20 protein-coding genes are annotated in these 22,672 nt (G+C 70.6%); 10 read left to right on the forward strand and 10 right to left on the reverse strand.

Annotated features, from left to right (window positions below):
• Position 1 precedes the first annotated feature (1 nt).
• Positions 2-3,064, reverse strand: a complete 3,063-nt coding sequence (locus AB0J74_RS18170) for a BTAD domain-containing putative transcriptional regulator (RefSeq protein WP_363449193.1) — start codon at positions 3,062-3,064, stop codon at positions 2-4.
• Between the two features lie 100 nt (positions 3,065-3,164).
• Between AB0J74_RS18170 and AB0J74_RS18175 the strand changes: the two genes are divergently transcribed.
• The 4 genes from AB0J74_RS18175 (at position 3,165) to AB0J74_RS18190 (ending at position 8,403) form a co-directional block, all read left to right on the forward strand.
• Positions 3,165-4,397 carry a histidine kinase gene (locus AB0J74_RS18175; RefSeq protein WP_363449195.1) on the forward strand — a complete coding sequence of 411 codons (1,233 nt, stop codon included), beginning with the start codon at positions 3,165-3,167 and terminating at the stop codon, positions 4,395-4,397.
• Positions 4,394-5,068 (forward strand): response regulator transcription factor, encoded by a 675-nt coding sequence (locus tag AB0J74_RS18180; RefSeq protein WP_363449197.1) that lies wholly within the window; start codon positions 4,394-4,396, stop codon positions 5,066-5,068. Before AB0J74_RS18175 ends, AB0J74_RS18180 begins: the two co-directional genes overlap by 4 nt.
• Positions 5,069-5,667: 599 nt before the next feature.
• Complete coding sequence (locus AB0J74_RS18185; RefSeq protein WP_363449199.1) at positions 5,668-8,043, forward strand: transglycosylase domain-containing protein; 2,376 nt, start codon at positions 5,668-5,670, stop codon at positions 8,041-8,043.
• A gap of 237 nt (positions 8,044-8,280) precedes the next feature.
• Positions 8,281-8,403, forward strand: a complete 123-nt coding sequence (locus AB0J74_RS18190; protein WP_363449201.1) for a hypothetical protein — start codon at positions 8,281-8,283, stop codon at positions 8,401-8,403.
• Here AB0J74_RS18190 and AB0J74_RS18195 read toward each other — a convergent pair.
• From AB0J74_RS18195 to AB0J74_RS18205, 3 genes are all read right to left on the reverse strand, one after another.
• Positions 8,379-8,696 (reverse strand): transcriptional regulator, encoded by a 318-nt coding sequence (locus AB0J74_RS18195; RefSeq protein WP_363449203.1) that lies wholly within the window; start codon positions 8,694-8,696, stop codon positions 8,379-8,381. The genes AB0J74_RS18190 and AB0J74_RS18195 overlap by 25 nt on opposite strands.
• Positions 8,696-9,133: a hypothetical protein gene (locus AB0J74_RS18200; RefSeq protein ID WP_363449205.1), complete on the reverse strand. Its 438-nt coding sequence runs from the start codon at positions 9,131-9,133 to the stop codon at positions 8,696-8,698. The genes AB0J74_RS18195 and AB0J74_RS18200 overlap by 1 nt, the downstream gene beginning before the upstream one ends.
• 258 nt (positions 9,134-9,391) lie before the next feature.
• Positions 9,392-9,973, reverse strand: a complete 582-nt coding sequence (locus AB0J74_RS18205) for a hypothetical protein (RefSeq protein WP_363449207.1) — start codon at positions 9,971-9,973, stop codon at positions 9,392-9,394.
• A gap of 32 nt (positions 9,974-10,005) precedes the next feature.
• Between AB0J74_RS18205 and AB0J74_RS18210 the strand changes: the two genes are divergently transcribed.
• The gene (locus AB0J74_RS18210) at positions 10,006-10,464 is read left to right on the forward strand and encodes a hypothetical protein (protein ID WP_363449209.1); all 459 of its coding nucleotides are present in this window, start codon (positions 10,006-10,008) and stop codon (positions 10,462-10,464) included.
• Here AB0J74_RS18210 and AB0J74_RS18215 read toward each other — a convergent pair.
• From AB0J74_RS18215 to AB0J74_RS18235, 5 genes are all read right to left on the reverse strand, one after another.
• Complete coding sequence (locus tag AB0J74_RS18215; protein ID WP_363449211.1) at positions 10,382-10,642, reverse strand: hypothetical protein; 261 nt, start codon at positions 10,640-10,642, stop codon at positions 10,382-10,384. The two genes, AB0J74_RS18210 and AB0J74_RS18215, sit on opposite strands and share 83 nt — an antisense overlap.
• 186 nt (positions 10,643-10,828) lie before the next feature.
• Positions 10,829-11,407: a hypothetical protein gene (locus AB0J74_RS18220; protein ID WP_363449213.1), complete on the reverse strand. Its 579-nt coding sequence runs from the start codon at positions 11,405-11,407 to the stop codon at positions 10,829-10,831.
• 113 nt (positions 11,408-11,520) lie between these two features.
• Entirely contained in the window at positions 11,521-12,438 is a 918-nt protein-coding gene (locus AB0J74_RS18225; RefSeq protein WP_363449215.1) for a M15 family metallopeptidase, read from the reverse strand.
• A gap of 252 nt (positions 12,439-12,690) precedes the next feature.
• Complete coding sequence (locus AB0J74_RS18230; RefSeq protein WP_363449217.1) at positions 12,691-13,179, reverse strand: GNAT family N-acetyltransferase; 489 nt, start codon at positions 13,177-13,179, stop codon at positions 12,691-12,693.
• 88 nt (positions 13,180-13,267) lie between these two features.
• Complete coding sequence (locus AB0J74_RS18235; RefSeq protein WP_363449219.1) at positions 13,268-14,317, reverse strand: hypothetical protein; 1,050 nt, start codon at positions 14,315-14,317, stop codon at positions 13,268-13,270.
• A 46-nt stretch (positions 14,318-14,363) separates the two neighbouring features.
• Between AB0J74_RS18235 and AB0J74_RS18240 the strand changes: the two genes are divergently transcribed.
• The 3 genes from AB0J74_RS18240 (at position 14,364) to AB0J74_RS18250 (ending at position 19,491) form a co-directional block, all read left to right on the forward strand.
• Positions 14,364-14,993 carry a hypothetical protein gene (locus AB0J74_RS18240; RefSeq protein WP_363449221.1) on the forward strand — a complete coding sequence of 210 codons (630 nt, stop codon included), beginning with the start codon at positions 14,364-14,366 and terminating at the stop codon, positions 14,991-14,993.
• Between the two features lie 379 nt (positions 14,994-15,372).
• Positions 15,373-18,339 (forward strand): BTAD domain-containing putative transcriptional regulator, encoded by a 2,967-nt coding sequence (locus tag AB0J74_RS18245; protein ID WP_363449223.1) that lies wholly within the window; start codon positions 15,373-15,375, stop codon positions 18,337-18,339.
• Between the two features lie 75 nt (positions 18,340-18,414).
• Positions 18,415-19,491: a glycoside hydrolase family 19 protein gene (locus AB0J74_RS18250; protein ID WP_363449225.1), complete on the forward strand. Its 1,077-nt coding sequence runs from the start codon at positions 18,415-18,417 to the stop codon at positions 19,489-19,491.
• A gap of 30 nt (positions 19,492-19,521) precedes the next feature.
• Here AB0J74_RS18250 and AB0J74_RS18255 read toward each other — a convergent pair whose 3' ends face one another.
• The gene (locus AB0J74_RS18255) at positions 19,522-20,367 is read right to left on the reverse strand and encodes an MBL fold metallo-hydrolase (RefSeq protein ID WP_363449227.1); all 846 of its coding nucleotides are present in this window, start codon (positions 20,365-20,367) and stop codon (positions 19,522-19,524) included.
• Positions 20,368-20,592: 225 nt separating this feature from the next.
• Here AB0J74_RS18255 and AB0J74_RS18260 point away from each other — a divergent pair, with 225 nt between their 5' ends.
• Both AB0J74_RS18260 and AB0J74_RS18265 read left to right on the forward strand, forming a co-directional pair.
• Positions 20,593-21,585 carry a LacI family DNA-binding transcriptional regulator gene (locus tag AB0J74_RS18260; RefSeq protein ID WP_363449230.1) on the forward strand — a complete coding sequence of 331 codons (993 nt, stop codon included), beginning with the start codon at positions 20,593-20,595 and terminating at the stop codon, positions 21,583-21,585.
• 109 nt (positions 21,586-21,694) lie between these two features.
• Positions 21,695-22,651, forward strand: coding sequence for an alpha/beta hydrolase (locus AB0J74_RS18265; protein ID WP_363449232.1), 957 nt, complete (start codon positions 21,695-21,697; stop codon positions 22,649-22,651).
• Positions 22,652-22,672: the final 21 nt, after the last annotated feature.

A 22,672-nucleotide genomic window follows, 5' to 3' on the forward strand; every position in this document is an offset into this window, starting at 1 on the left:
TTCAACGGGCGAGCGTGACCTCGACCAGCCGCTGCCAGGCCGTTTCCGCGCCTTCCCGGGTCGCCTCGGCGAATGCCGTCTCGCCGAGGTGGCTTCGTGCCGCCCGCTCGATCCGGGCCGCCTGCGGGTTGGACCGATCCGGCAGCCCCAGCACCGCCGCGCTCGCCGCGAGCACCCGCGCCGCCTGCGCGTACTCCTCGGTTCGCAGGGCCAGGTCCGCGACACCGACGAGGACGGCCGCGATCAGCGGCGCGTGCCCGGCCTCGGCCGCCGCCGCACAGGCGGCCGACCGCTCGGCCCGTGCCTCGTCGAGATCCTCGGCCAGGTAGCCGAGCAGGTCGTGCGTGACGGCCCGGACGTTGGGCCGACCCGCCTCCTCGCCGAGCATCGACGTCGCCAGGGCGATTTGCCGGCGCGCCTCAGCGGGATCGCCGCCCCAGTGGGCAAGATCGGCCTTCGAGAACGCCAACTCGGCCAGCGCGTCCGGCCAGGTGACCCGCTCCACGCCGCGTTCCGCCTCGGCGATCGCGGCCGCGCCGGCTTCCTCGTCGCCGAGCAGCCAGTACAACCGCGCCTGGCGCGAGCGCATCCGGATGACGTCTTCGACGGCACCGATCGGCGTGACCACCTCGATGGCCTCTTCGTAGTGCCGGCAGGCGGTCGCGAACTCACCGCGGGTGGCGATCCGGTCGGCCAGTTCGGTCAGCGCGAACGAGATCCCGAACCGTTCGCCGATCGCGCGGAACTCCGCCAGTGCCGTTTCGAGATAGCCGTCGGCCTCCCGGCCGCCGTCGCCGAGCATGACCCGCATCTTGCCGAGCTGCAGCCGGGCGAGCGCGCGTACGAACGGATCCGGGTCCTGCAGCAGTTCTTCCCACGCGGGCAGGAACGCGTCGGGCGCCTCCAGCATGCGTTCCAGCGGCACCACGAAACCCAGCAGCGGGTGGGATTTCTCGGCGCGCAGGCTCGACCGGTAGGCCTTGTGGATCCACTCGGCCACGTGGTGCTCGTCGGACCGGCCGGAGCTCGCGAAATGCACGACGAGGGCGTACACGACGGCTCGGATGTCCTCGCTGACCTCACCGGGCGTCTCGGTGGCGGCGACGATCAGCTCCAGGCCTTCCGTCTTGCGCCCGCTGAGCCACCAGTACCAGCCGGCGGCCGCCGCGAGGCGCATCGCGCCGGTGGCCTCGCCGGCCGCCAGCGCACCCCGCATCGCGGCATTGATGTCGTCGTGCCCGGCGTCGAGCACGGCCAGCCAGTCCAGTTGCTCCGCGCGGCGCAGATGCGGGTCCGCGGTTTCGGCCAGCTCGGTGAAATAGGCGAGATGCGCCCGCCGGGTCGGGTCGGACTCGCCGGCCTCCGCGAGCCGCTCGGCCGCGTACTCCTTGATGGTGCCGAGCATCCGGTAGCGGTCGCCGTCGGTGACCAGCAGCGATTTCTCGGCCAACGAGGTGAGCAGCTCGAGCACGTCGAGCCCGTCGCCCGCGCACACCCGTTCAGCGGCTTCCAGGCTGGCCCCGGCGGCGAAGACGGAGAGCCGGCGCAGCACCAGCCGCTCGGGATCGGTGAGCAGGTCCCAGCTCCAGTCGACGACCGCGCGCAGGGTCCGGTGGCGGGGGAGCGCGGTGCGGCTGCCGCCGGTGAGCAGCCGGAACCGGTCGTCGAGCCGGTGGGCGAGCTGCTCGAGCGACATGGTGCGGAGCCGGGCCGCGGCCAGTTCGATCGCCAGGGGCATGCCGTCGAGCGCCCGGCAGACCCGCATCAGCGTCGGTGCGTCGAGCACGAGATCCTTGCGTACGGCGGCGGCCCGGTCCCGCAACAGCTCGACCGCGGTGCCCGACGGCAGTGGCTCGACCAGCCAGAGCGCCTCGCCGGTGATGCCGAGCGGTTCCCGGCTCGTGGCCAGGATCCGCAGCCGGCGGCACTCGCCGAGCAGCCGGTGGGCCAGCGCCGCCGCCGCCTCGATCACGTGCTCGCAGTTGTCGAGGACCAGCAGCATGTCGCGGTCGCGGAGGGCGGCGACGAGCCGGTCGGCGGGGTCCGCGTTGGTCGCGTCGCCGAGCAGGGTGTCGCGCAGGCCGAGGCCGGCGAGCGTGGTCTGTGCCACGTCTCCGTCGGCGCCGATGGCCGCGAGCTCCACCAGCCAGGCGCCGTCGGGCAGGTCACCGAGCAGCGTGCGCGCGGTCTCGGTGGCCAGCCTGGTCTTCCCGGAACCGCCCGGCCCGATCAGCGTGGTGAGCCGGTGGTCGGCGACCAGTTCGCGGACCGCGGCGATGTCGGCGTCCTTGCCGACGTAGCTGGTCAGCTCGGCCCGCAGGTTGGTCCTGCGGATCTGCTCGCGGGGCGCGAGTTCGCCGCGCAGCAGCGCGACGTGCAGGGCCGACAACTCCGGGGACGGGTCGACGCCGAGCGCGTCGGCCAGGGCTTCCCTGATGCGCTCGTAGGCCAGCAGCGCCTCGCTGCCCCGGCCGGCCGCCGCCAGGGCGCGCATCAGCGCGGCCGCGAGCCGTTCGCGCATCGGATGGGCGGCCACCAGGTCGCTCAGTTCCGTGACGAGCGCCACACCGTTGCCGGCGTCGACCTCCGCCTCGAACCGGTCCTCCAGGGCGGTCAGCCGGAGCCCTTCGAGCCGGACGACCGCTGCGGCGAACGCCCCACTGTCGTCGAGATCGACGCCCTGCATGGCCGCACCGCGCCAGAGGCCCAACGCCTCGCGAAGCAGCGCCGGGTTCCCGGCCTCGCGGGCCCGGCCGACGAGGCGTTCGAACCGCACCGCGTCGACGGACTCGGGCTCCACCGCCAGCCGATAGCCGCCGGGCTGGGCCTCGACCGCTCCGGGCGGCAGCGCCTTGCGTAGCCGGGAGACAAGGCGCTGCAACGCATTGCCGGCGTCGGCGGGTGGCCGCTCGCCCCAGATCCAGTCGACGAGCGTCGCGTTCGGGACCGTGCGACCGGCTTCGAGCGCGAGGGCGGCCAGCAGCCCGCGCAGCCGCGCGCCCGGCACGTCGGCCACACGGTCGTCCGTGCGGACCTCGAACGGCCCGAGAATGGCGATCTGCACCCATAGATCCTGCCATGGCTGGCCATTCGGGCCCCTGGCGCGTCGCGCCCTCCCCCGGCCGGGGGATTCGGTCGCAGGATTCCTCCGCATAATCGGGCGGGTGGGCAGGCTACGCGGCGTCGTCGGCGGCGGGAGCGTGATCGGTCGTACCCTCGCCTGGCAGTCGATTCTGATCGCGGTCGTCTGCATGGCGGTCGACGGCGCGAGCGCGGCGATGCACGGCCTGCCGCTGCACACCCCCGTCGGTGCGCTGCTGGCCGTTCTGGTGGTGCTGGTCGACGCGGCCCTGGCGCTGCCGGTCCGGCTGTCCGGCTGGGTGGCAGCGACGCACGCGGTGGCCGTGGTCGTCATCGCCGTTGTGGTGCGTGTCACGGTCAACCTGCACGGCACCGGCGGCCGCGCGGTGTCGGTCGGCGAGAGCCACGTCGGCGCCCTGATCGCCGGATACCGGGTCGGTGCCTGGCTGCGCCGCTGGCCCTCGCTGCTGTCCCTGGGTGTGCTGGTCGCCGGCATGGCCGTCAGCCGCTGCTTCAGCCCCGACGCCGACGTGCTGTCGATCGTCATGGTGGCGGCCACCAACGCGGTGCTGCCTTGGCTGGTCGGCCGCTACACGACGGGCCGGCGGGCCTACATCGACGAGTTGTCGCACCGCCGGGAGAACGAGCAGCGGGACGCCGACGCCGCGGTCGCGGCGGCCGTCACCCGGGAACGCAGCGCCATCGCCCGCGACCTGCACGACGTGATCTCCCACCACGTCAGCGCGATCGGCATGCACGCCGGCGCGGCCCGCCTCGGGCTGACCGCGCGCGGCGCCGGTGACCCGGTCACGGGCTCGCTGTCGGCCGTCGAGGCGGCCAGCCGGGCCGCGATGGTCGACCTGCGCAAGCTGCTGGACGTGCTGCACGGCAACTCCGACAGCGCGAACCAGCCGGGGCTGGCGAACCTCGACGAACTGGTCACCGGCGTACGCCCGACCGGTCCCGCGGTGCGGTTGACCGTGCACGGTGGGTCACGACCGCTGCCCGGTTCGCTGGACGTCGCGCTCTACCGGGTCGCGCAGGAGATGCTCACCAACGCGCTGCGGCACGGCGACGGCAGCACCGTCGACCTGGAGATCCGCTACCGTGACGACGCGGTCACGCTGGCCGCCCGCAACGGCATCGGGCGGCGCGCGCCGGTCGTGGCGCTGACCGGCGACGGACGCGGGCTGGCCGGCATCCGCACTCGGGCGGCGATGTTCGACGGCAGCGTCAACTACGGGCCGGACGACTCCCGCACGCGGTGGGAGACAAGTGTCACGGTGTCGACCCGCGCACTGGAAGAGGCCTCGTGACGCTGCGCATCCTGCTCGCCGACGACCACGCGATGTTCCGCTCCGGGTTGCGGGCCGTCCTGGAAACCCAGCCGGACCTGGAATGCGTCGCCGAGGTCGAGGACGGGCGGGCCGCGGTCGCCGAGACCGCCCGGCTGCTTCCCGACCTGGCCATCCTCGACGTGCGGATGCCCAAGCAGGACGGCCTCGCGGCCGCGGAGACGATCCTGGCCCAGCCGGGCAACACCACCCGCGTGCTCATGCTGACCACCTATGACAGCGACGAGTACGTGTATCGCGCGCTGAGCGCCGGCGTCAGCGGTTTCCTGCTCAAGAGCCTGCCGCCGGAGGAGATGGTCAGCGCGATCCGGGTCGCCGCCCGTGGCGACGCGGTGGTGGACCCGTCGGTCACCCGCCGGCTGGCCGCCCGGTTCGCCGCGGCCCTGGCGCCGGCGGCCCGCAACCCTGATGTAGCACCGGGTATCGACCGGTTGACGGCGCGTGAACGGGAGGTGCTGCTGCTGGTTGCCGCCGGACACACCAACGCCGAGATCGGGGCCAGGCTCTTCGTCGGCGACGAGACCGTGAAGACGCATGTGTCTCGGATCTTGGCTAAACTCGGCCTTCGCGACCGGGTGCACGCCGCACTGTATGCGTACCGATACGGATTGGCCCGCCCGGACGGCGACTGACCGGCGGTGTCCCCCGTGCGGGGGAGGCGTCATCCCCGCCCGGGGTGACGAGATCGGCTGGCACGCTTCCTAGCGTCGAGGCCGATCCCCGTTCCGCCCCGACCCAGAGGGAACTTTCCATAATGGACAGAAACACCGCCCCGGACGACGAGCATCGGCGTTCTGGTCAGGATTCCGGCCGGCGTGGCACTGGGGCAGCGGCGTCGAGCGGCCGCGCTTCGGTGGGCAGCGCGCGAGTGCCGTCTTCGCCGGGCTCCGCGCCCGTCGGCCGTTCGCCGGCGGGCTCGGCGCCGGTTGGCCGTCCCCCGGCGGGCTCGGCGTCCGTCGGTCGCCCGCCGGCGGGCTCGGCGTCCGTGGGTCGTCCCCCGGTGGGCTCGGCGTCGGTGGGGCCGGCTGCTGGTTCGGCTTCCGTCGGGTCCGCGTCCGTGGGCTCGGCCTCGCCGGGGTCCGCCTCTGTGGGCTCCGCGTCCGTCGGTTCGGCACCGATTGGCTCCGCTTCGGTGGGCTCGGCGTCCGTCGGGTCGCCTGCTGGTTCGGGTGCGGTCGGGTCGGCTGCCGCTTCGGGTGCTGTCGGGTCGGCTCGGGTCGGGCGGGCCACGGTGCCGGCACCTGGTGCGGGCGGCGGTGCCGCCGGTCATGCCCCGGTCGGGCGGGCGGTGGTCTCGCCGGTCTCGCCGGGCGGGCCCAACGGCCCGGGAGGCCCAGGTGGCCCGACCGGTCCGCGGGGGCGGGGCGGCAAGGGTGGCAACGGCGACGACCCGAGGGCGCTGGCCAAGGCCAAGCGGCGCAAGCGGATCAACTGGATCGTCATTCCGATCGCGGTCTTCGTCCTGCTCGCCGGCCTCGGCGTGGTCACGTTCACCTGGTACTCGACGAAGGTGCCGACGCCGGAGAGCATCATCCCGCCCTCGGCCACCACCATCCTGGCCAAGGACAACTCGGTCATCGCCAAGCTCGGCTCGGCCAACCGAGAGCTCGTCGCGGCCAACAAGATCCCCGACTTCCTGCAGAAAGAGGTCGCCTCGGCGGAAGACCGCGGGTTCTTCTCCCGCGACGGCGGCGTCGACTATGCCGGCATCGTGCGCGCGGCGCTCAACAACGCGACCGGCGGCGACAAGCAGGGCGCCTCGACGATCACGCAGCAATACGCCCGCAAGGCCTACGACGGCCAGCAGGCCTACGGCAACCTGACCGCCGACAGTTACGGCCGGAAGGTCAAGGAAGCGGTGCTGGCCTCGAAGCTGGCCAAGGAGTTCGACGCGACGACGATCATGTCGCGCTACCTCAACATCATCTACTTCGGTCGCGGCGCGTGGGGCATCCAGGCGGCGGCGCGGGCCTACTTCGGTAAAGACGTCGACAAGCTCAACGTGGCCGAGGGCGCCGTGCTCGCCGGTGTGATCAAGCAGCCCGACCCGGACGCGGTCACCGGTCACAAGGGCTTCGACCCGGCCATCAACCTCAAGGACGCCACCGACCGGTGGAACTACGTGCTCGACGGGATGGTGGAGCAGGGCTGGCTCACGCCGGCGGACCGGCCGACGGCCTACCCGGCGTTCAAGAAGCCCGACGACAAGGCCTGCACCATCGACTGTGGCATCAACACCCCGCAGGGCAACGTCGTCAACTACGTCAAGGAGGAGATGGCTGACATGAAGCTCTGCGACTTGACGAAGAACCCGGCCTCCGGCAAGCAGAGCTGCTCCGAGGCGCTGCAGAACGGCGGCTACCGGATCAAGACCACCATCGACCCGAAGATGCAGGCGGCCGCGGTGGCGGTGGCACAGCGCGCGAAGAAGGGCTCGGTCATCAACGGCCAGCCGGCCAACCTGCAGGCCGCGGTCGTCGCGATCGAGCCGAAGACGGGGCGCGTGCTGGCCTACTACGGCGGTGACAACGGCACCGGCACCGACTATGCCGGCAAGAACGTGGACGCCGCGGGAAACATCACCGGTGGCCACCCGCCGGGCTCGACCTTCAAGGTCTACACACTTGCCGCCGGCCTGAACGCCGGTGTCTCGCTGGACTCGCACTGGAAGGGCAAGCCCTTCACCATCGAAGGCACCGAGATCCACGTGCAGAACGCCGGCCGTGACCCTGGCAACAACGTCTCGTTGCGAACCGCGACGCTGCAGTCCTACAACGTGCCGTTCTACTACATGACCATGAAGATCGGCACCGACAAGGTCATCGACATGGCACACCGGGCCGGCATCTCCACGATGTGGGCCACCGACCATCAGGAAGCGGTCAACCTCGCGTCAAAACCCGCGTCGGAGCTCACCCCTTCGCCGTTCTTCAGCGGCATCACCGGCTACGGCCAGTACCCGATCACGGTGATCGACCACGCCAACGGGGTGGCGACGATGGCCGACCGGGGCATCTACAACAAGGCACACTTCGTGACCTCGGTCTCGCAGAACCAGCAGGGTCAGTGGGTGACCGTCGGCGGCGAGAAGCTCGACCCGAGGCAGACCATCAGCCAGGAGGTCGCCGACAACGTCGGCCTGGTGCTGCGCGACTATCCGGAGGTGGCGCACCACGTGCTCGCCGACGGCCGGCCGGCGGCCGAGAAGACCGGCACCTGGGAGCTCAACTCCAAGAGCTCCGACAACGGCGACGCGTGGATGGTCGGCTACACCCCGCAGCTGGCCACCGCGGTCTGGGTCGGCAACAAGGGCGACGCGAAGGCGCTGCTGACGAAGGACGGCACCAAGATCAGCGGTTCCGGCCTGCCGGGCGAGATCTTCGAGCGGTTCATGAACAAGGCCCTGGACGGCAAACCGAAGGAACCGTTCCCCTCGGGCGTCCAGAAGATCGGCGATCCGAACGCCGGCAACGGCGAGACCCCGCCCCCGCCGCCGCCGGTCATCCCCGGCCAGCAGCCCACCTGCACCGACCCCAACGACCTGCTGTGCGTGCTCCAGGGCCAGAACCAGGGCCAGAACCAAGGTCACGGCCAGGGCCACAACTAGCGCGACCGTTCCAGCCTCCTCCGCCGGCACCGACGTCGTCGGCGAGGGCACTCGCCCTACCGACGGAGGAGGCTCGTGATGGGCATGATCGTGCTTGACGCGGCCGGAAGAGCCGATGGGCGACGGCGGCGAGGCGTCGTAGGCCTGGATGGCGTCGGACGACGACCTCCGCCGGTCGATGGACGCGTCCTTCGCTGTTCGGCGGGGAGCGCGCCGAGCTGACCCAGAAAAACCACTGTGGACGCGCACCTGCTGGCGATGACCGAACACCAGGTCACCGACCAGTTGCGCGACGAGGGCGAGACGGTGCACGTCCGCGGCGAAGACGGGGTGAATCAGACGTCCGGGTCGGCGGGATAGGGCGCTCGGGCGGCCGCGGCGATCCGCTCCAGCGCGGCGGCATGGGCCGCGAAGGCGGTGCGGCCGCGCGGGGTGAGGCGGGCAAGGGTTCGCCGCGCACCCCCGCCGGGCCGCTTGCGGATCTCGACGTAGCCTTCGGCCGCGAGCGCCGACAACTGCTTCGAGAGGGCAGAGTCGCTCGTGCCGACCGCGTCGCGGATGAAACCGAACTCGCTCCAGCTCGCCGGGGCCAACAGGGCGACGACCGTCAATCGCGCGGGTACGTGCAGGAACTCGTCGAAGTCGCCGTCCATCAGTGGCGCCGGGCCGCCGCGCTCCACCGGGGCCGGCTGGCCACCAGCACGCAGAGCACGGCCCCGATGGCGGCCGAGACCAGGTGCGGTGTCGGAACCCCGGCCGCCTGGCCGGCCGACGCGAGCCCCTGCAGCCCGGCGGCGAGGGCGATGCCGCCCGCGACACCGAGGAGCAGTTCGCGGGAATCGGGCGTGCGCCGCACCGGTGCCCGTCGCCCGTGCACCAGCACCAGCACCGCCGCCAGCGCGGCCACCGGGAAGAGCATCGCGCCGCTCCACGGATTGGGCATGTCGAAAGAGGCGAACGAGAGCAGCACGATCAACGCCACGATGCCGAGATAGAACGGCCCTGAGTTGTGCCGCGCCTCTTCCGCCCGGGACTGCTCGTGTCGCATGCGGATGTCGTCGAGCGCCGCTCGCGCGTCGTCCGGAGTCACCTGCCACCCCTCTCGTTTTCCTGACGGGAAAGTACCCAGTTCTTTCCCGTCAGGCAAGTTGGTGGGTCGCAGCCGCCCGCTCAACCGTCGTCGCCTGAAGGCCCGTGGCGCGGCGATCAGCGGCGGCGGATGTGTCGCCACCGGACACGCTCTCGGTCAGCAAGTGGCAACGGATCGCGCGTATGACAGCTCGACGGCAGGACCCGGGTGGAACATCTGACTACGAGGAACCGATCGACACGGCGGGACCGACCTGAATTAGTAATACGTCGGCTGCCGCTCTTCCGGGTCCGCATGCACGACGTCGAGGTTCCTGTCTGCGACGAGGCGGTCGACAACCTCACGGTCGGCTCCGATGCCGGCCCAATGAGGGTCGACGTCGCTGGCGAAACACCACGCATGATCTGCTGGCCAGACGAATGCCGGCGCTGAGTGGACCTCGGAGTCGAACAGGTCGCTCCAACCCATCAAGTCGCCCAGGGTGCCGGTGAGCAGGACGTATCGCCGGTGCGGAAGGTCCAGCATGGGTCCGCCAGCCAGTGCAGGATTCCGGAACGTCGCGCCGCCCTCCCACACGCAGACATAACAGTCGCGTGTGGAGGAGCTGTAGTCGGCGAGGGCCTCCAACGCTGTTCGGGCCATGTCGATCTCGGTGGTTCGGCGAGCTGGCAGCCGCACGTCCGACTCGCGCATATCCTGACGGACCGGATCGGGCAGGTAGCGAAGACGTGCGTACGCGGCGAACGAGGCCGGCCCGAACGTGATCAACCGCGTCGGGCCGACATCGGTCGCGTACAGCCACACCGCGGCAGAGAGCTCGTCAGTGGGCTGCAATGGCATCGCTGAATGATAGATCGCTAGGACACCAAGCAGTGCGGACTGCCCGGCCGAAGCGCTGCTGCTCGACCCCCGCGGCGCAGGCGTTCCTGCCCGACTGGGAAGACCACCTGGTCGCCGCGTTGCGGTTGATGGTCGGCCCGGACGTCGACAACCCGCGGCTGACCGACCTGCTCGGCGAGTTGTCGGTGAAGAGCGACCTGTTCCGGCGGCTCTGGTCGCGGCACGACGCCAAGCCGCACCCGGGTGGCGGCATGCACCGCATGCGCCACCCGATCGTCGGCGATCTGGGCCTGCACTACGAGAAGTTCTCCGTCGCGGGCGCCGACGGGCAGTTGCTCGTCGTCTACCGCGCCACGGCGGGCCCGCCGAGCGCCGACGCGCTGGCGCGGCTCGGCACGCTGCCGGAGGCTAGGCCTCGCGAAGCATCAGCATGGTCTCCGGACGTACGCCGTCGTGCTTCATCGCCGCCTCCGCTTCGTTACTCCGCATGAACTCCTGAAACGCGGCGAAGTCGGAGATCTCGGCGACCAGCCCGACCCGGTTGGAGCCGGCGGGGTCGGTGAACGTGCGGATCTTGATGCCCAGCTTCCCGAACGCCTCGCTCCGCTTGGGCGAAGCGAGCCAAGCGTCGACGTCGTCAACCTCGTGGGTGATCAGATACGTGGCCATTGCCAACCCCTCTTCGGACAGCCGCTCTTTGACCGTTTGATAGTGACTTGTCCGATGACGACCCGGGGGCCGACACGCTCGGGCGATGGTTTGGCTGCGGGAGCACCCCGCACAGATCCGCGACGCCGTCCGCGCCTTGGACGGCACGGCCGACGCCACGGTTCTGATGGCGTCGCTACACCCGGTCTAGGTCCAGGCGATCGAGCTGACCTCGTCGTCGAGCCAGCTCGGGAACGAGGTGCGGGAGAAGAAGAACCCGTTGTCGTTGAACGGACCGGTGGCGCCGATGTGCAGGAAATGCATGCCGGCACAGTTGGCGAAGGCCCGGAACGACTCGATGTCGTCGTTCCATCCGGACGGCAGGCTGGTCATGGTGAACTCGACCGGGCTGAGGAAGTCGTCACAGGCGTGCGTGCCGGTGATGGTCAGCGTGCTGCCGCCGAAGTCCTCGCCGGTGTATTCGACGCTGATCACGATGTTGCTCAGTGCGGCGGCCGAGGGCGCCTTCGACGGCAGGTCGTTGAGTTTCTTCGCGAGCTTCTCGTCGTTGAGGGCCGCCTTCGGGTCGGCGGGAGCGTCGGTGACCCGCCCACCGGTCGCGTTCGAGATAGCCGTGCGGAACGACGAGTAGCAGACCATCGACGCGGCCGCCCCGGCGCTGACGACGCAATGCCGGCTGGCGGGTGCCGCGTGCGCGGCGGTCGCCGGCACCAGCAGGAGCGCCAGGAATCCGGTGCCGACCCCGAGTCGTTGCTTGATGCGCATCCGATCCTCCTCAGTGGTGAGTTGCCAGTGGGGAGCGGGCGGGCCGCCGACAAATACACCGGACGATCGGACGTCAGCCGTTCGTGGCGAGCCGGCCGCGCATCTCGAGGTGATCAGCCGCCGTTGGCGGAGAAGTGCATGTAGTCCTTCAACGACTGGTAGTCGCCACCCCACTGCCAGCCGATCGAGGCGAAGGCCCGCACGACCGGGCCCTTCGGCTTCACGATCCCGGGCCACGCCTTGCCCCGGTCGAGATAGGCGGTGGCGAGCTCGGGCAACACCACCTTGCCTTTCTTGTACGGGTTCTGGAATGGGTTGACGTCGACCGCGAGTCCGTACGCGTGCTGCGACCAGCTCGTCTGGCCGCGCACCGGGCGGCAGGCGAACGCCTCGGTGGTGTTCCCGTCCCCGGTCGGCGGCGCGTTCAGCTCGGCCGCGCTCGAGATGTGCATCCGCTCGATCGGGAAGTTGGCGGCGAAGAGCTGGCGGAACACCGAGATCAGGCCGTCGGCCGCCCGCTTGTTGACGAGCAGTTCGCCGGTGTGGGCGGCGCCGTCGAAGCCGCGGAAGCCGACCGTGACATAGCGCAGGTCGGCCGCCGAGACCGGGCAGGACTTGGTCCAGCTCGACCGGGCGAGCACGCTGGCCGGCACGGCTTTGGACGTCGCGTGGAAGCGGCCGTCGGGTGGTGGCGGCAGGTCGTCGACCGTGATGATCGACCGGTCGCGCAGTTCCGGTGGTGTCGGCCGGGCTGCGGCGGAGCCGTCCGGTCCGACCGGCAGGAGCCGCTTTCCCAACCACGCCGGCGCCGGGGTGGCTGTCGGGGCCGAGGGGGTGGGCGAGGCGACCCGCGCGGTGGGTGAGACGGTCGGTGCGACGGTCGCGGAGGGCGACGGGACGGCCGACGGTGTCGCTGCCGGCTTTAACGCCGCTCGCCCGGCCGGGACGCGCGAGCAGGCGCCCAGGGCGAGACCGATGCAGGCGACCAAGATCAGCAGGACCGTGGCCCGGGTGCGCTTCCTCGACTCCATCCACCGACCTCCACGCAACGCGCACCGCGGACGGTCGCGGAACGCTCCCGACACTCTAGGTCGACCGGGCCAGCCGGCCATTGGTCGCTGTCAGTAACCAGTTTCGGCTGTCTGGCACCGGCCTTCTCGGGCGGGCAATGGCGCCCGATTTGCGCCTTATCCGTCGCCAATGGGCGTTATTCGCTGGCCGGGATAGCGGAGGTGACTTTCCTCTCGGGAGCCGATGGCGTGGGGCTCGGGCACCGGTGATCGTCACCGTCGGTCGGGGAGGACCACCTCGTAGAGGTAGGCGGGCCCGGTCCTGCGGAAGCCGGCGCGTTCGAGGGTCTTCTGGGAAGCGACGTTGTCCTCGGTGGTGTCGGCGACAACCCGCGACAGGCCGTGCTCGGCCGCCAGGTCGAGCAGGGCGACGAGCGCCTCGGCCGCGTAGCCGTTGCCGCGGGCCGACGGAGAAAGGCCGTAGCCGATCTCGACACACCCGTCGACGGGCTGGCCCTTGAACCCGATCCCACCGATGGCCTGCCCGTCGGCGCTCCGGGTGATCCGGTAGTGCCCGAACGGCCGCTGCTCACCGTTGGCCGCGCTGTTCCGGAGAAAGGCCGTGACGCCGCCGACGTCACCGTCGAACGGATAGTCGTCGGCCCAGACATCCCCGGCCGCGGCGCTCCGTGCGACGATCCGTTCACCCTCGGCGGTGTCGATGGCATGCAGGGACAGTCGCGGAGTACGAAGAACATTCACGGCCAACAGCGAAGCACACCGCACAACCCGATTACGCGCTGCCGGTGGGCCCTCCGCCGCCGTGGCGGAGGGCCCATCGGTCATGTGGTCAGTTGCCGAAGACCTGGGCCAGTTTGTTGGCCATGGCCATGTGGCCGGGCTCGTTCGGGTGTGGGCTGCCGCCGAGGCCGATCTTCTGGATCTGGTCGGAGTTCAGCGCCGGTGGGGTGGCATACCAGACCTTCTCGTCGTCGGGCAGGCCCCACCAGATGGCGTTGTTCATGTCCTGGGTCCACCGGCCGACGGTCTGCTGCCAGCCGGGGTCGTCGAGCAGTGGTCTCTCCGACGGCGGGATCCGGCCGGGCAGCATGTCCTGCAACGCCTTCGAGACCTTCAACCGGTAGGTCTCACCGAACCGTCCGAAGTCGAGCTTGGCCGGGCTGATGTCGTAGTAGAGCATCCAGACGACCTTGTCGGCGCCGGCGCCGAGCATCTGCTCCACGATGTCGTTGACCCGTTGGGAGATCGCATCGTAGAGCGCCGGGCCGTTGTAGCGGGGGATGTCGATCCTCTTGTGGAAGTATTCGTGCTCGGTGGAGTCGCCGGAGAGCTTGAGGTGGCACGAGCCGCCGTTGATGACGTTGGATTTCGCGGTGTAGTTGCCGTTGACGTCGAACCAGTTCATCACCGCTTGCAGCGGGGTGTCGTTGCGGATGAAGTACTCGTTGGCGAACTGCTTGTAGTAGTCGACCGTGCCGCACTCGGCCAGCGCCGTCAGCAGCGCGACCCAGTTGGTGTCGTTGATCCCACCCGTGCTGACGAAGTACGCCTTCTTCTTCTCGCTCTTGGCCTGCTTGATGGCCCGTTCGGCGAGACTCGACGGCGAGGAGTTGCGCTCCCACTTGTTGTAGCAGGCGTCGGGCGTGTTCCAACCCGCGCCGAGGATCTCCGAGGTGGTGTAGCCGGTGCGGGCGAAGTTGTAGTACTCGACCACGTTGCGGTTGAGGGCGGTGGCGTACTTGCCGGCGTAGCTGAACATCATGTCGTTGCCCGGTAGCTTGTGGACGTTGTCCTGCGAGGTGTTGCCCACGCACTGGCCGGGCGGGTAGTGGTAGGCGGTCTGCAGGTGGGCCGAGGTCACGGAGTCACCGGTTGCCACCAGGACCACCGGGTTCTCGGTGGCGTGCGGCGGGCAGAACCGGTCCTTGCGGGCATCGACGATCTCCTGGTCGTTGCCGGCGTCCGAGCAGGGCTTCGGGTCGGCCGGGGGAGGACCGTCCGGCGGGTCATCCGGGTCGGTGGGCGGGTCATCCGGATCGGTCGGCGGGTCTGTCGGCGACTCGCTCGGGCTGGCCGACTCGCTCGGGCTGGCCGATTCGCTCGGGGTGGCCGATTCGCTGGGGCTGGCGGACTCGCTGGGGCTGGCCGATTCGCTCGGGCTGGCCGATTCGCTGGGGCTGGCCGATTCGCTCGGGCTGGCCGATTCGCTGGGGCTGGCGGACTCGCTGGGGCTGGCCGATTCGCTGGGGCTGGCCGATTCGCTCGGGCTCGCGGACTCACTTGGGCTGGCCGATTCGCTGGGGCTGGCCGATTCGCTCGGGCTCGCGGAGCCGCTGGGGCTCGCGGACTCGCTCGGGCTGGCCGAGCCGCTGGGACACGGGTCGGCACTCTCGCTCGGGCTCGGACTCCCGCTCGGGCTCGGACTCCCGCTCGGGCTGTCGGTCGGCTCGGGATCCGCCGTGGCGGTCGCGCCGATCGCGGACTGTGCGCGTGCGTTCGCGGCTGGGGACGCCGTACCCGGATCGCATTCTTCGTCTCCTTGCGCGGCGCGATAGTCGGCCGCCAACTCCTGCATCACGTCGCCGGGCAGCGGCCTGCTGTCCGAGATGCACGGGTCGAACTCCCACCGGGTCTTGACGCCCCGGTATTCGATGTCGCGCACGCAGGTGGTCGGGTCGTCGCCCGGCTGGGCCGCCACCGCCCGGATTCGCACCGGCGAGCCGGGCATGACCTGGACACCGACCATCACCAGTACGGCGAGCGCGACCACTGCGGCCACGCCTCCGGCTACGCGTCGTCCGCTGTCACGGAACGCGGATCTCATCAGCTCGCGTCTCCCTCCGAATGACCGAACAGCCTTCACGGCTCGCACGCCAAGCTAGAGAGGGGTAATAATTCATCGATGAATCCGCGATGAAACGATGGGATTTTGTCGTGCGGATACAAGCGCTCGGACCGGTGCGGATCTGGGACGGCGAGCACTGGGCGCCGGTCGCCGCCCCGCACCTGCGCATCATGCTGGCCGTGCTGTTGGCCGAGTCCGGGCGGCCGGTGCCCAGAGACCGCCTGGTCCACGAGATCTGGGGTGAGCGGCCGACCCGCACCGCGACCAGTGCGGTCAACGGCTACGTCATGCGGTTGCGGCGGCTGCTGGCCGCCGGTGACGCCGGCGTGGTCGTGAGCCGGGCCACCGGCTACGAGCTGGTCACCGCCGACGACGCGGTCGACATCACGATCTTCGAGCATGCCGTACGCACGGGGAAGCGCTACGCCGCCGAACGCCGGTTGGCCGACGCGGCCCGGGAGCTGTCGGCCGGCCTGGCGCTGTGGCGAGGCGGCGCGCTCGCCGACGTGCCGTCGACGCTGACGGTGTCCGCCGAGGCGGCCCGGCTGGAACAGCTACGCCTGGCGGCTCTCGAGGAGCGCTGCGGCGTACTCCTGGAAATGGGTCAACACGCCGAGATCGTCGAGGAGTTGGCGGCGCTGGCGCGCGACCACCCACTGCGGGAGCGGCTGTCCCGCCACCTGATGATCGCGCTCTACCGATGTGGCCGCCGGGCGGAGGCGCTCGAGGCCTACCGGCGCGTCCGCGACGTGCTCGTGACCGAGACCGGCATCGAGCCGGGGCCCGAGCTGCGCGGCCTGGAGCGCGCCGTGCTCACCGACGACCGCACGCTCGCCGCGCCCGCGGTGGGGCCGGTGACGCCCGCCCAATTGCCCGCCGCGGTGGTCGACTTCACCGGGCGTCACGACGTGCTCGCGACCATCGACGGGCTCGCGTCCCAGCGGCCGCGGCCGCCGGTCGTCATCGCCGGCCTGGCCGGTGTGGGCAAGACGGCGCTGGCCGTCCACTGGGCACACTCGGCGATCGGCGAGTTCCCCGACGGCCAGCTCTATCTCGACCTGCGCGGCGCGTCGGCGCGGCCGCCGCTCGCGCCGATGGAGGCGCTCGCGCATTTCCTGCACGCGCTCGGCGTGCCCGACGAAGAGATCCCGACCGAGCTCGACGAGGCCGTCGGTCTCTACCGCAGCGTGACCGCGGTCCGGCGGATCCTGGTGGTGCTCGACAACGCCGGCGGGTCCGACCAGGTGCGGCCGCTGCTGCCCGGCGGCCCCGGTTGCATGGTCGTGGTGACCAGTCGTGACCAGCTACGCGGGTTGACGGCACGCGAAGGTGCGGTGGCGCTCTCGCTGGGCGTGCTCGGGCCGCCGGAGGCGGCCGACCTGTTGCGCCGGCTGCTGCCTGACGCCGCCGTCCCGGACACGGCCGAGCTGGCCCGGCTGTGCGGCTATCTCCCGCTGGCCATCCGGATCGCCGCCGCCAACCTCGACGCCGAGCTGATCCCGATCGCCCACTACAACCAGCGGCTCGCCGGCGGCGACCGGCTGGCGGTGCTGGGTGTTCCCGGCGACACCACGGCCGCGACCGTCACCGCGTTCGACCTTTCCTACGAGGCGCATCCGCCGGCCGCGCGCCGGCTCTTCCGGCTGCTCGGCATCGCACCCGGCGAGGTCGTCACGCCGCCGGCGGCCGCCGCCCTGGCGGGCATCGCGGTGGCCGAGGCCGAGCCGCTGCTGACGGCCCTGGCCCGGGCACATCTGCTCGACCAGGTGGCGCATGGCCGGTATCGCTGGCACGAACTCGTGCGTCTCTACGCCCGCCGCCGCTGTCTGGCCGAAGACGCCGACCGGCAGGCCGCGCTCGACCGGCTCTATGCCTACTACCTGTCCACCATGGACCATGCGGCGGGCCTGCTCTACCCGCACGTCGTCCGCCTTCCGCTGCCGGCGACCGTCGACGCCGCCCACCGGGTCGAGTTCGGCGGCGCCACCGAGGCGACGGGTTGGGTCGACGCCGAACGAAACAACATGATCGCTGCGATCATGGCGGCCGGGCCGGCGCACCGGGAGGCGGCGTGGCGGCTCGCCGACCACCTGCGCTGGCATCTCGACTTCACCGCACCGTCGGCGGAATGGCTGCCGGTCACCGAGGCCGCGCTCGCACACGCCCGCGCCGACGGCCACCTGCTCGGCCAGGCCGCCGCACACCTCAGCCGGGCGACCGTCCTGCTGGCCCGGTGCCGGTACGCCGAGGCCCTCGACGACTTCCACCGGGCGCTCGACTTCGCCCGGGAGGCCGGCTGGGCCGAAGGGGAGACCAGCGCGCTGAGCAATCTCGCGCACGTCTCGTTCGAGACGGGCCAACTCGACCTGGCCGCCCATTTCAGCCTGGAGGCGCTCGACATCGACACCCGGATCGGGCGTCGGGCGGGTCAACTGGCGCGGCTGGCCAACCTGGGCAACATCCGGCTTCAGCAGGGGCGGTTGAGCGAGGCCATCTCCTACAGCCAGCGGGTCATCGAATTGGAGAGCACGCTCGGCGAATGGCATGGGCAGGGCACCGCGCACGGGTGCCTGGGCGAGGCCCACCTGCTGCTCGGCGAGAACGAGGTCGCGCTGGGCTACCTCTCCGCGGCGCTGGCGCTGCACCGGAAGGCCCACGCGCGCAGCAACGAGGCCGACATCCTGCGTCTGCTGGCGACCGCGCACGGCGCGAAGGGCAGCATCGGTGACGCGCGCTCGCTGGCGAACGAGGCGCTGCGGATCGCCCGGGAGGTCGGCGACCGGTGGGTCGAGGCGCAGGCCCTGCTCGCCCAGGCCGAGATCGACCTGCACGCCGGCGACGCCGACCTGGCGGTCACCCACCTGTGGCAGGTGCTGGTCCTGGCTCGCGGTGACGGCGCCCGCCACGCCGAGGCGCAGGCGTTGATCGGGTTGGCGCGGGCACATCGGGATCTTGGGTCGGTGCAGGCACGGGAGTACGCGGAGCAGGCGCTCGGCATCTGCCGAGAGTTCGGCTACCTCCTCATGGAGAAGCGGGCGTCGGCGTTGCTCGGCTAATAGTAAAGGTTGTGAACAGAAGGTGCTACAGTCACGTGCATCGATCCTCTGAACCCTCCAGAAGGGAGTGGTCGTATGTCGAGACTGCGTGCCCTGTTCATGGCTCTCGCCCTGGTCGTCGCCGGCGGAGTGGTCGCCGTCATCCCGGCGACCGCCGCGTCGGCCGCGGCCTGCGCGACGCCGTGGCAGGCCTCGACCGTCTACTGGGGAGGCAACCAGGCCTCCCGCAACGGCCGCAACTATCAAGCGAAGTGGTGGACGCAGGGCGAGGCGCCACCCGGGACGACGGGCGTCTGGCAGGACCTGGGCGCCTGCGACGGCGGCGGTGGCGGTGGCGGCGGAAGCTGTAGTTACCCGAACTGGGTCGCCGGCACCTGGTATGTGACGGGCGCGATCGTCCGCTACACCAACGGCCTGTACTACATCGCCGAGCACGAGAACCCGGGCTACGACCCGGTCATCAGCACCTGGTACTGGGAGCCCTACGCCTGTGGTGGCGGTGGCGGCAACCCGACCGACCCACCCCCGACCGGCGGCTTCGTCGTCAGCGAGGCGCAGTTCAACCAGATGTTCCCGGGCCGGAACTCCTTCTACACCTACTCCGGCCTGGTAGCCGCCCTCAGCGCCTACCCCGCGTTCGCCAAGAGCGGCAGCACGACCGTCCAGCGCCAGGAGGCGGCCGCCTTCCTCGCCAACGTGCACCACGAGACCGGCGGACTCGTCTACATCGTCGAGCAGAACACGGCGAACTATCCGCACTACTGCGACCCGAGCCAGCCCTACGGCTGCCCCGCCGGCCAGGCCGCCTACTACGGCCGCGGGCCGATCCAGCTGAGCTGGAACTTCAACTACAACGCGGCCGGCAACGCGCTCGGCCTGCCCCTGCTGACAAACCCCTGGCTGGTGCAGACCGACGCGGCGGTCGCCTGGAAGACCGGCATCTGGTACTGGATGACCCAGACCGGCCCCGGCACGATGACCCCACACAACGCGATGGTCAACGGCGCCGGCTTCGGTGAGACCATCCGCAGCATCAACGGCTCGATCGAGTGCAACGGCGGCAACCCCGCCCAGGTGCAGAGCCGCGTCACCCGCTACCAGCAGTTCGTCGGCATCCTCGGCGTGCCGGCCGGAAACAACCTCTCCTGCTGAGCACCTCGCCCAGGGCTCGGGCGCGGCACGTCAGTTCTTCGCGGCTTTCGCGCCGTGCCAGACGACGTTGCGGTTGACCCGGTCCGGATAGCGCTTGACCATCGTGTCGAACACCCCCCGCGCGTCACGACTGTCGGCCACCGCGGCTTTCCAGGTGAGCAGATAGTCACGGGTGGCGGCGATGGCCTCCGGGCTGTCGCCGTCATCCTCCCGCTTGTGCCCCGCAATCACCGTCCTGGCAGACAGCTCCTCGATCGTCGTCAGCGCCTGGAGCCAGCTCGCGAGGCCGTCACTGCCGGCCTCGGCCAGGTAGAGGTGCACGTGCTCGCTGTAGACCGCGTCGCCGGCGGTGACCAGCCTGATCGATGGCGCGTGCAGCGCCGTGGTGTGGTCGGTGTCGGTGTGGCCGAGCTCGATCGGCTCGAGCCGCTCACCCTCGAGCTCGATGGCGGGCTCGGTCAGGACCTCGGCCACGACCGGCTCGTCGGTGATCTGGTTCGGGAACCGCTGACGCCAGAAGCCGTCCAGCCAGCGCGGCCCCGTCTGGCTCCGCATCATGTCGACCACGCCGGCGGTGGCGACGAGGCGGGCGTCGGGGAACCGGTCGAGCACCTCCGTCGCGCCGAAGAAGTGGTCACCATGGCCGTGCGTGGCGTAGATCGTCGTGAGGTTCTTACCCGTGGCCGCGACCCAGTCGGCCAGCGCCCGGCCTTCATCCATTGTGGTCAGTGCGTCGACGAGGACGGCGTCCCGCGTCCCCTGGATCAGGGTCGCGCTGCTCGGCGACCAGTTCTCACCGGACTCCCCGGGCGCCAGGTCCGAGGAGACCACCGGCTTCTCCGGCGCGACATAGGTGGCGTAGGCGAGATCGCTCATGATCGTGCTCCTTCGAGTTCAGGTCGATTTAGGAAGTTTTCCGCCTTTCTGCGAATTAACCCTCATCAAACGCGTGGTGGCGGCGAGCGCTCGCGCTGGCCGGCCGGGTGGCACTATGTGGTTCCGTTCGCTGTTGGGCTACCGGCCGCACGTCGATAGAGTGCTTCTGATAAAGCCCTTCGAAGCTCGAAGCGGCGAAGTCGGGACGCTGAAGCGAGGCAGAACGTGGCGGCGGATTATCGGGTCACCATCTACGAGGTCGCCGACCGCGCCAAGGTGAGCATCTCGACGGTGTCCAACGTCATGAACAAGCCCGACCGGGTCAGCCCCGCCACCCGTCAGCGGGTGCTGGCGGCCGCCGACGAGCTGGGGTTCGTGCCGAAGGTGCAAGCGGTCAGCCTCGCTCGGCGGGCGACCGGGCGGGTGGGCGTGATGGCCCCGTTCACCTCCTACGGTTCCTACCTGCGGCGGCTGTCCGGACTGCTGACCGCGGCGGCCGACCTGGAGATCGACGTGGTCGTCTTCGATCACGAGTCGGCTGCTCTGGCATCGTCGCCGGTGCTGGCCAGCATGCCCATCCACGGCCGGCTCGACGGGCTGATCGTGATGGGGCTGCGGATCGAGGACGCCATCGCGGACCGGCTCCGGGAGCGCAGCCTGCCGACGGTGGCGGTCGATGCCGACAGCGCGTTGTTCAGCCGGGTCGTCATCGACGACGCCGAGGGCGGCCGGCTGGCCGCCGCACACCTGCTGGATCGTGGGCACCGCCGCGTCGGCTATCTCGTCGAGCGGCAGGTCTCCGACTACGAGTCGCAGGCGATCAGGCGGTTGTCGGGATTCAAGGAGGTCATCGAAGGAGCGGGCGGTGAGGTGGTCGTCGCGACCAGCGGCAACTCCGTCGACGATGCCCGCCGGGCGGCCGCGCCGCTGCTCGACCGCTCCGACCGGCCGACCGCCATCATGGCCCACCACGACGCACTCGCCGTCGGTGTTCTCCTGGCCGCCCGCGACCGGGGGTTGCGCGTGCCCGCCGACGTCGCCGTGATGGGCTTCGACGATGGGGAGGCGGCCACGGCGGCCGACCTGACGACGGTGCGCCAGCCGTTCGAGGAATCCGGGAGCACCGCGCTCAGCGTGCTGCTCGGCCATATCGACGGCTCGGATCTGCGCTCGACAACGGTGCTCGACGTTCGCCTGGTCGAGCGTTCCACCACCTGAAACGTCCCGTGAGCTGCGGGCGCAGTCAATAAAAGTGCTTTAATGGAAACACTTGACACACCCTGCCGCGATGAGGTTTCGTGCTTGTAACGCGAGCGCGGGAGGTGTGATGGAGCTGGATCAGGCAGTGCGGACGTTCCTGTCCACCAAGCCGGACTCCGGCGACCCGCACGCCCCGATCGCGCAGCGGCGCTCGACCATCCACGCCGGGACCGACACGCTGTTCGAGATGTTCGGCCGGCCGGTCGCGGCGGCGCACGGCGAGCACGACGTCGAGCTGACCGTGGCCGGTGGCGGCCGGATCCGGCTGCGGGTCTACCGCCCGAGCGACGAGGTCGGCCTGCCGATCCACGTCTTCCTGCACGGCGGCGGCTTCTGGCTCGGTTCCATCGACGAAGAGGTCAACCAGGCGATGTGCCGGCGTCGCTGCACCGATGCCGGCTGCGTGGTGGTCGCGGTGGACTACCGGCTGGCACCGGAGCACCGCTTTCCGATCCCTGTCGAAGACTGCTACGCGGGGCTTCGTTGGGCCGTCGAGCATGCCACCGAGATCGGCGGTGATCCGGCGAACGTGTCGCTCGGCGGGGTGTCCGCGGGCGCGACTCTGGCCGCCGCGGTCGCGTTGCTGGTCCGCGAGCGCGGGTCCACGCCACTGCGCCTGCAACTGCTCGAAGTCCCGCCGCTGGACCTGACCCTCGACGGCATGCGCGCGTCCGGCGTCGGCGACGACTTCGGCATCACGGTCGACGAGATGGCGCTGTGCCGGGACCTCTACCTCTCGCCGCACGACGATGCCCGGACCCCGCTCGCGTCACCCCTGCACGCGGACGACCTCGCGGGCCTGCCGACCACCAAGATCATGACTGCTCAGTTCGACCCACTGCGCCACGACGGTGAACGCTACGCCGAGCGGCTGCGGGCGGCCGGTGTTCCGGTCTCCTACAGCTGCTACCTCGGTGCCGTGCACGGCTCGCTCGCTCTTACCGGCACCTGGCCGACCGCACGCGCCTGGCAGGACGACCTCCTGCAGACCTTGCGCGACGCCCATTTCCCATCGCACGCCTGAACGCACCCATCCCACCATCCC

This window comes from Asanoa sp. NPDC049573, from assembly GCF_040676615.1.
Classification (GTDB): domain Bacteria; phylum Actinomycetota; class Actinomycetes; order Mycobacteriales; family Micromonosporaceae; genus Asanoa.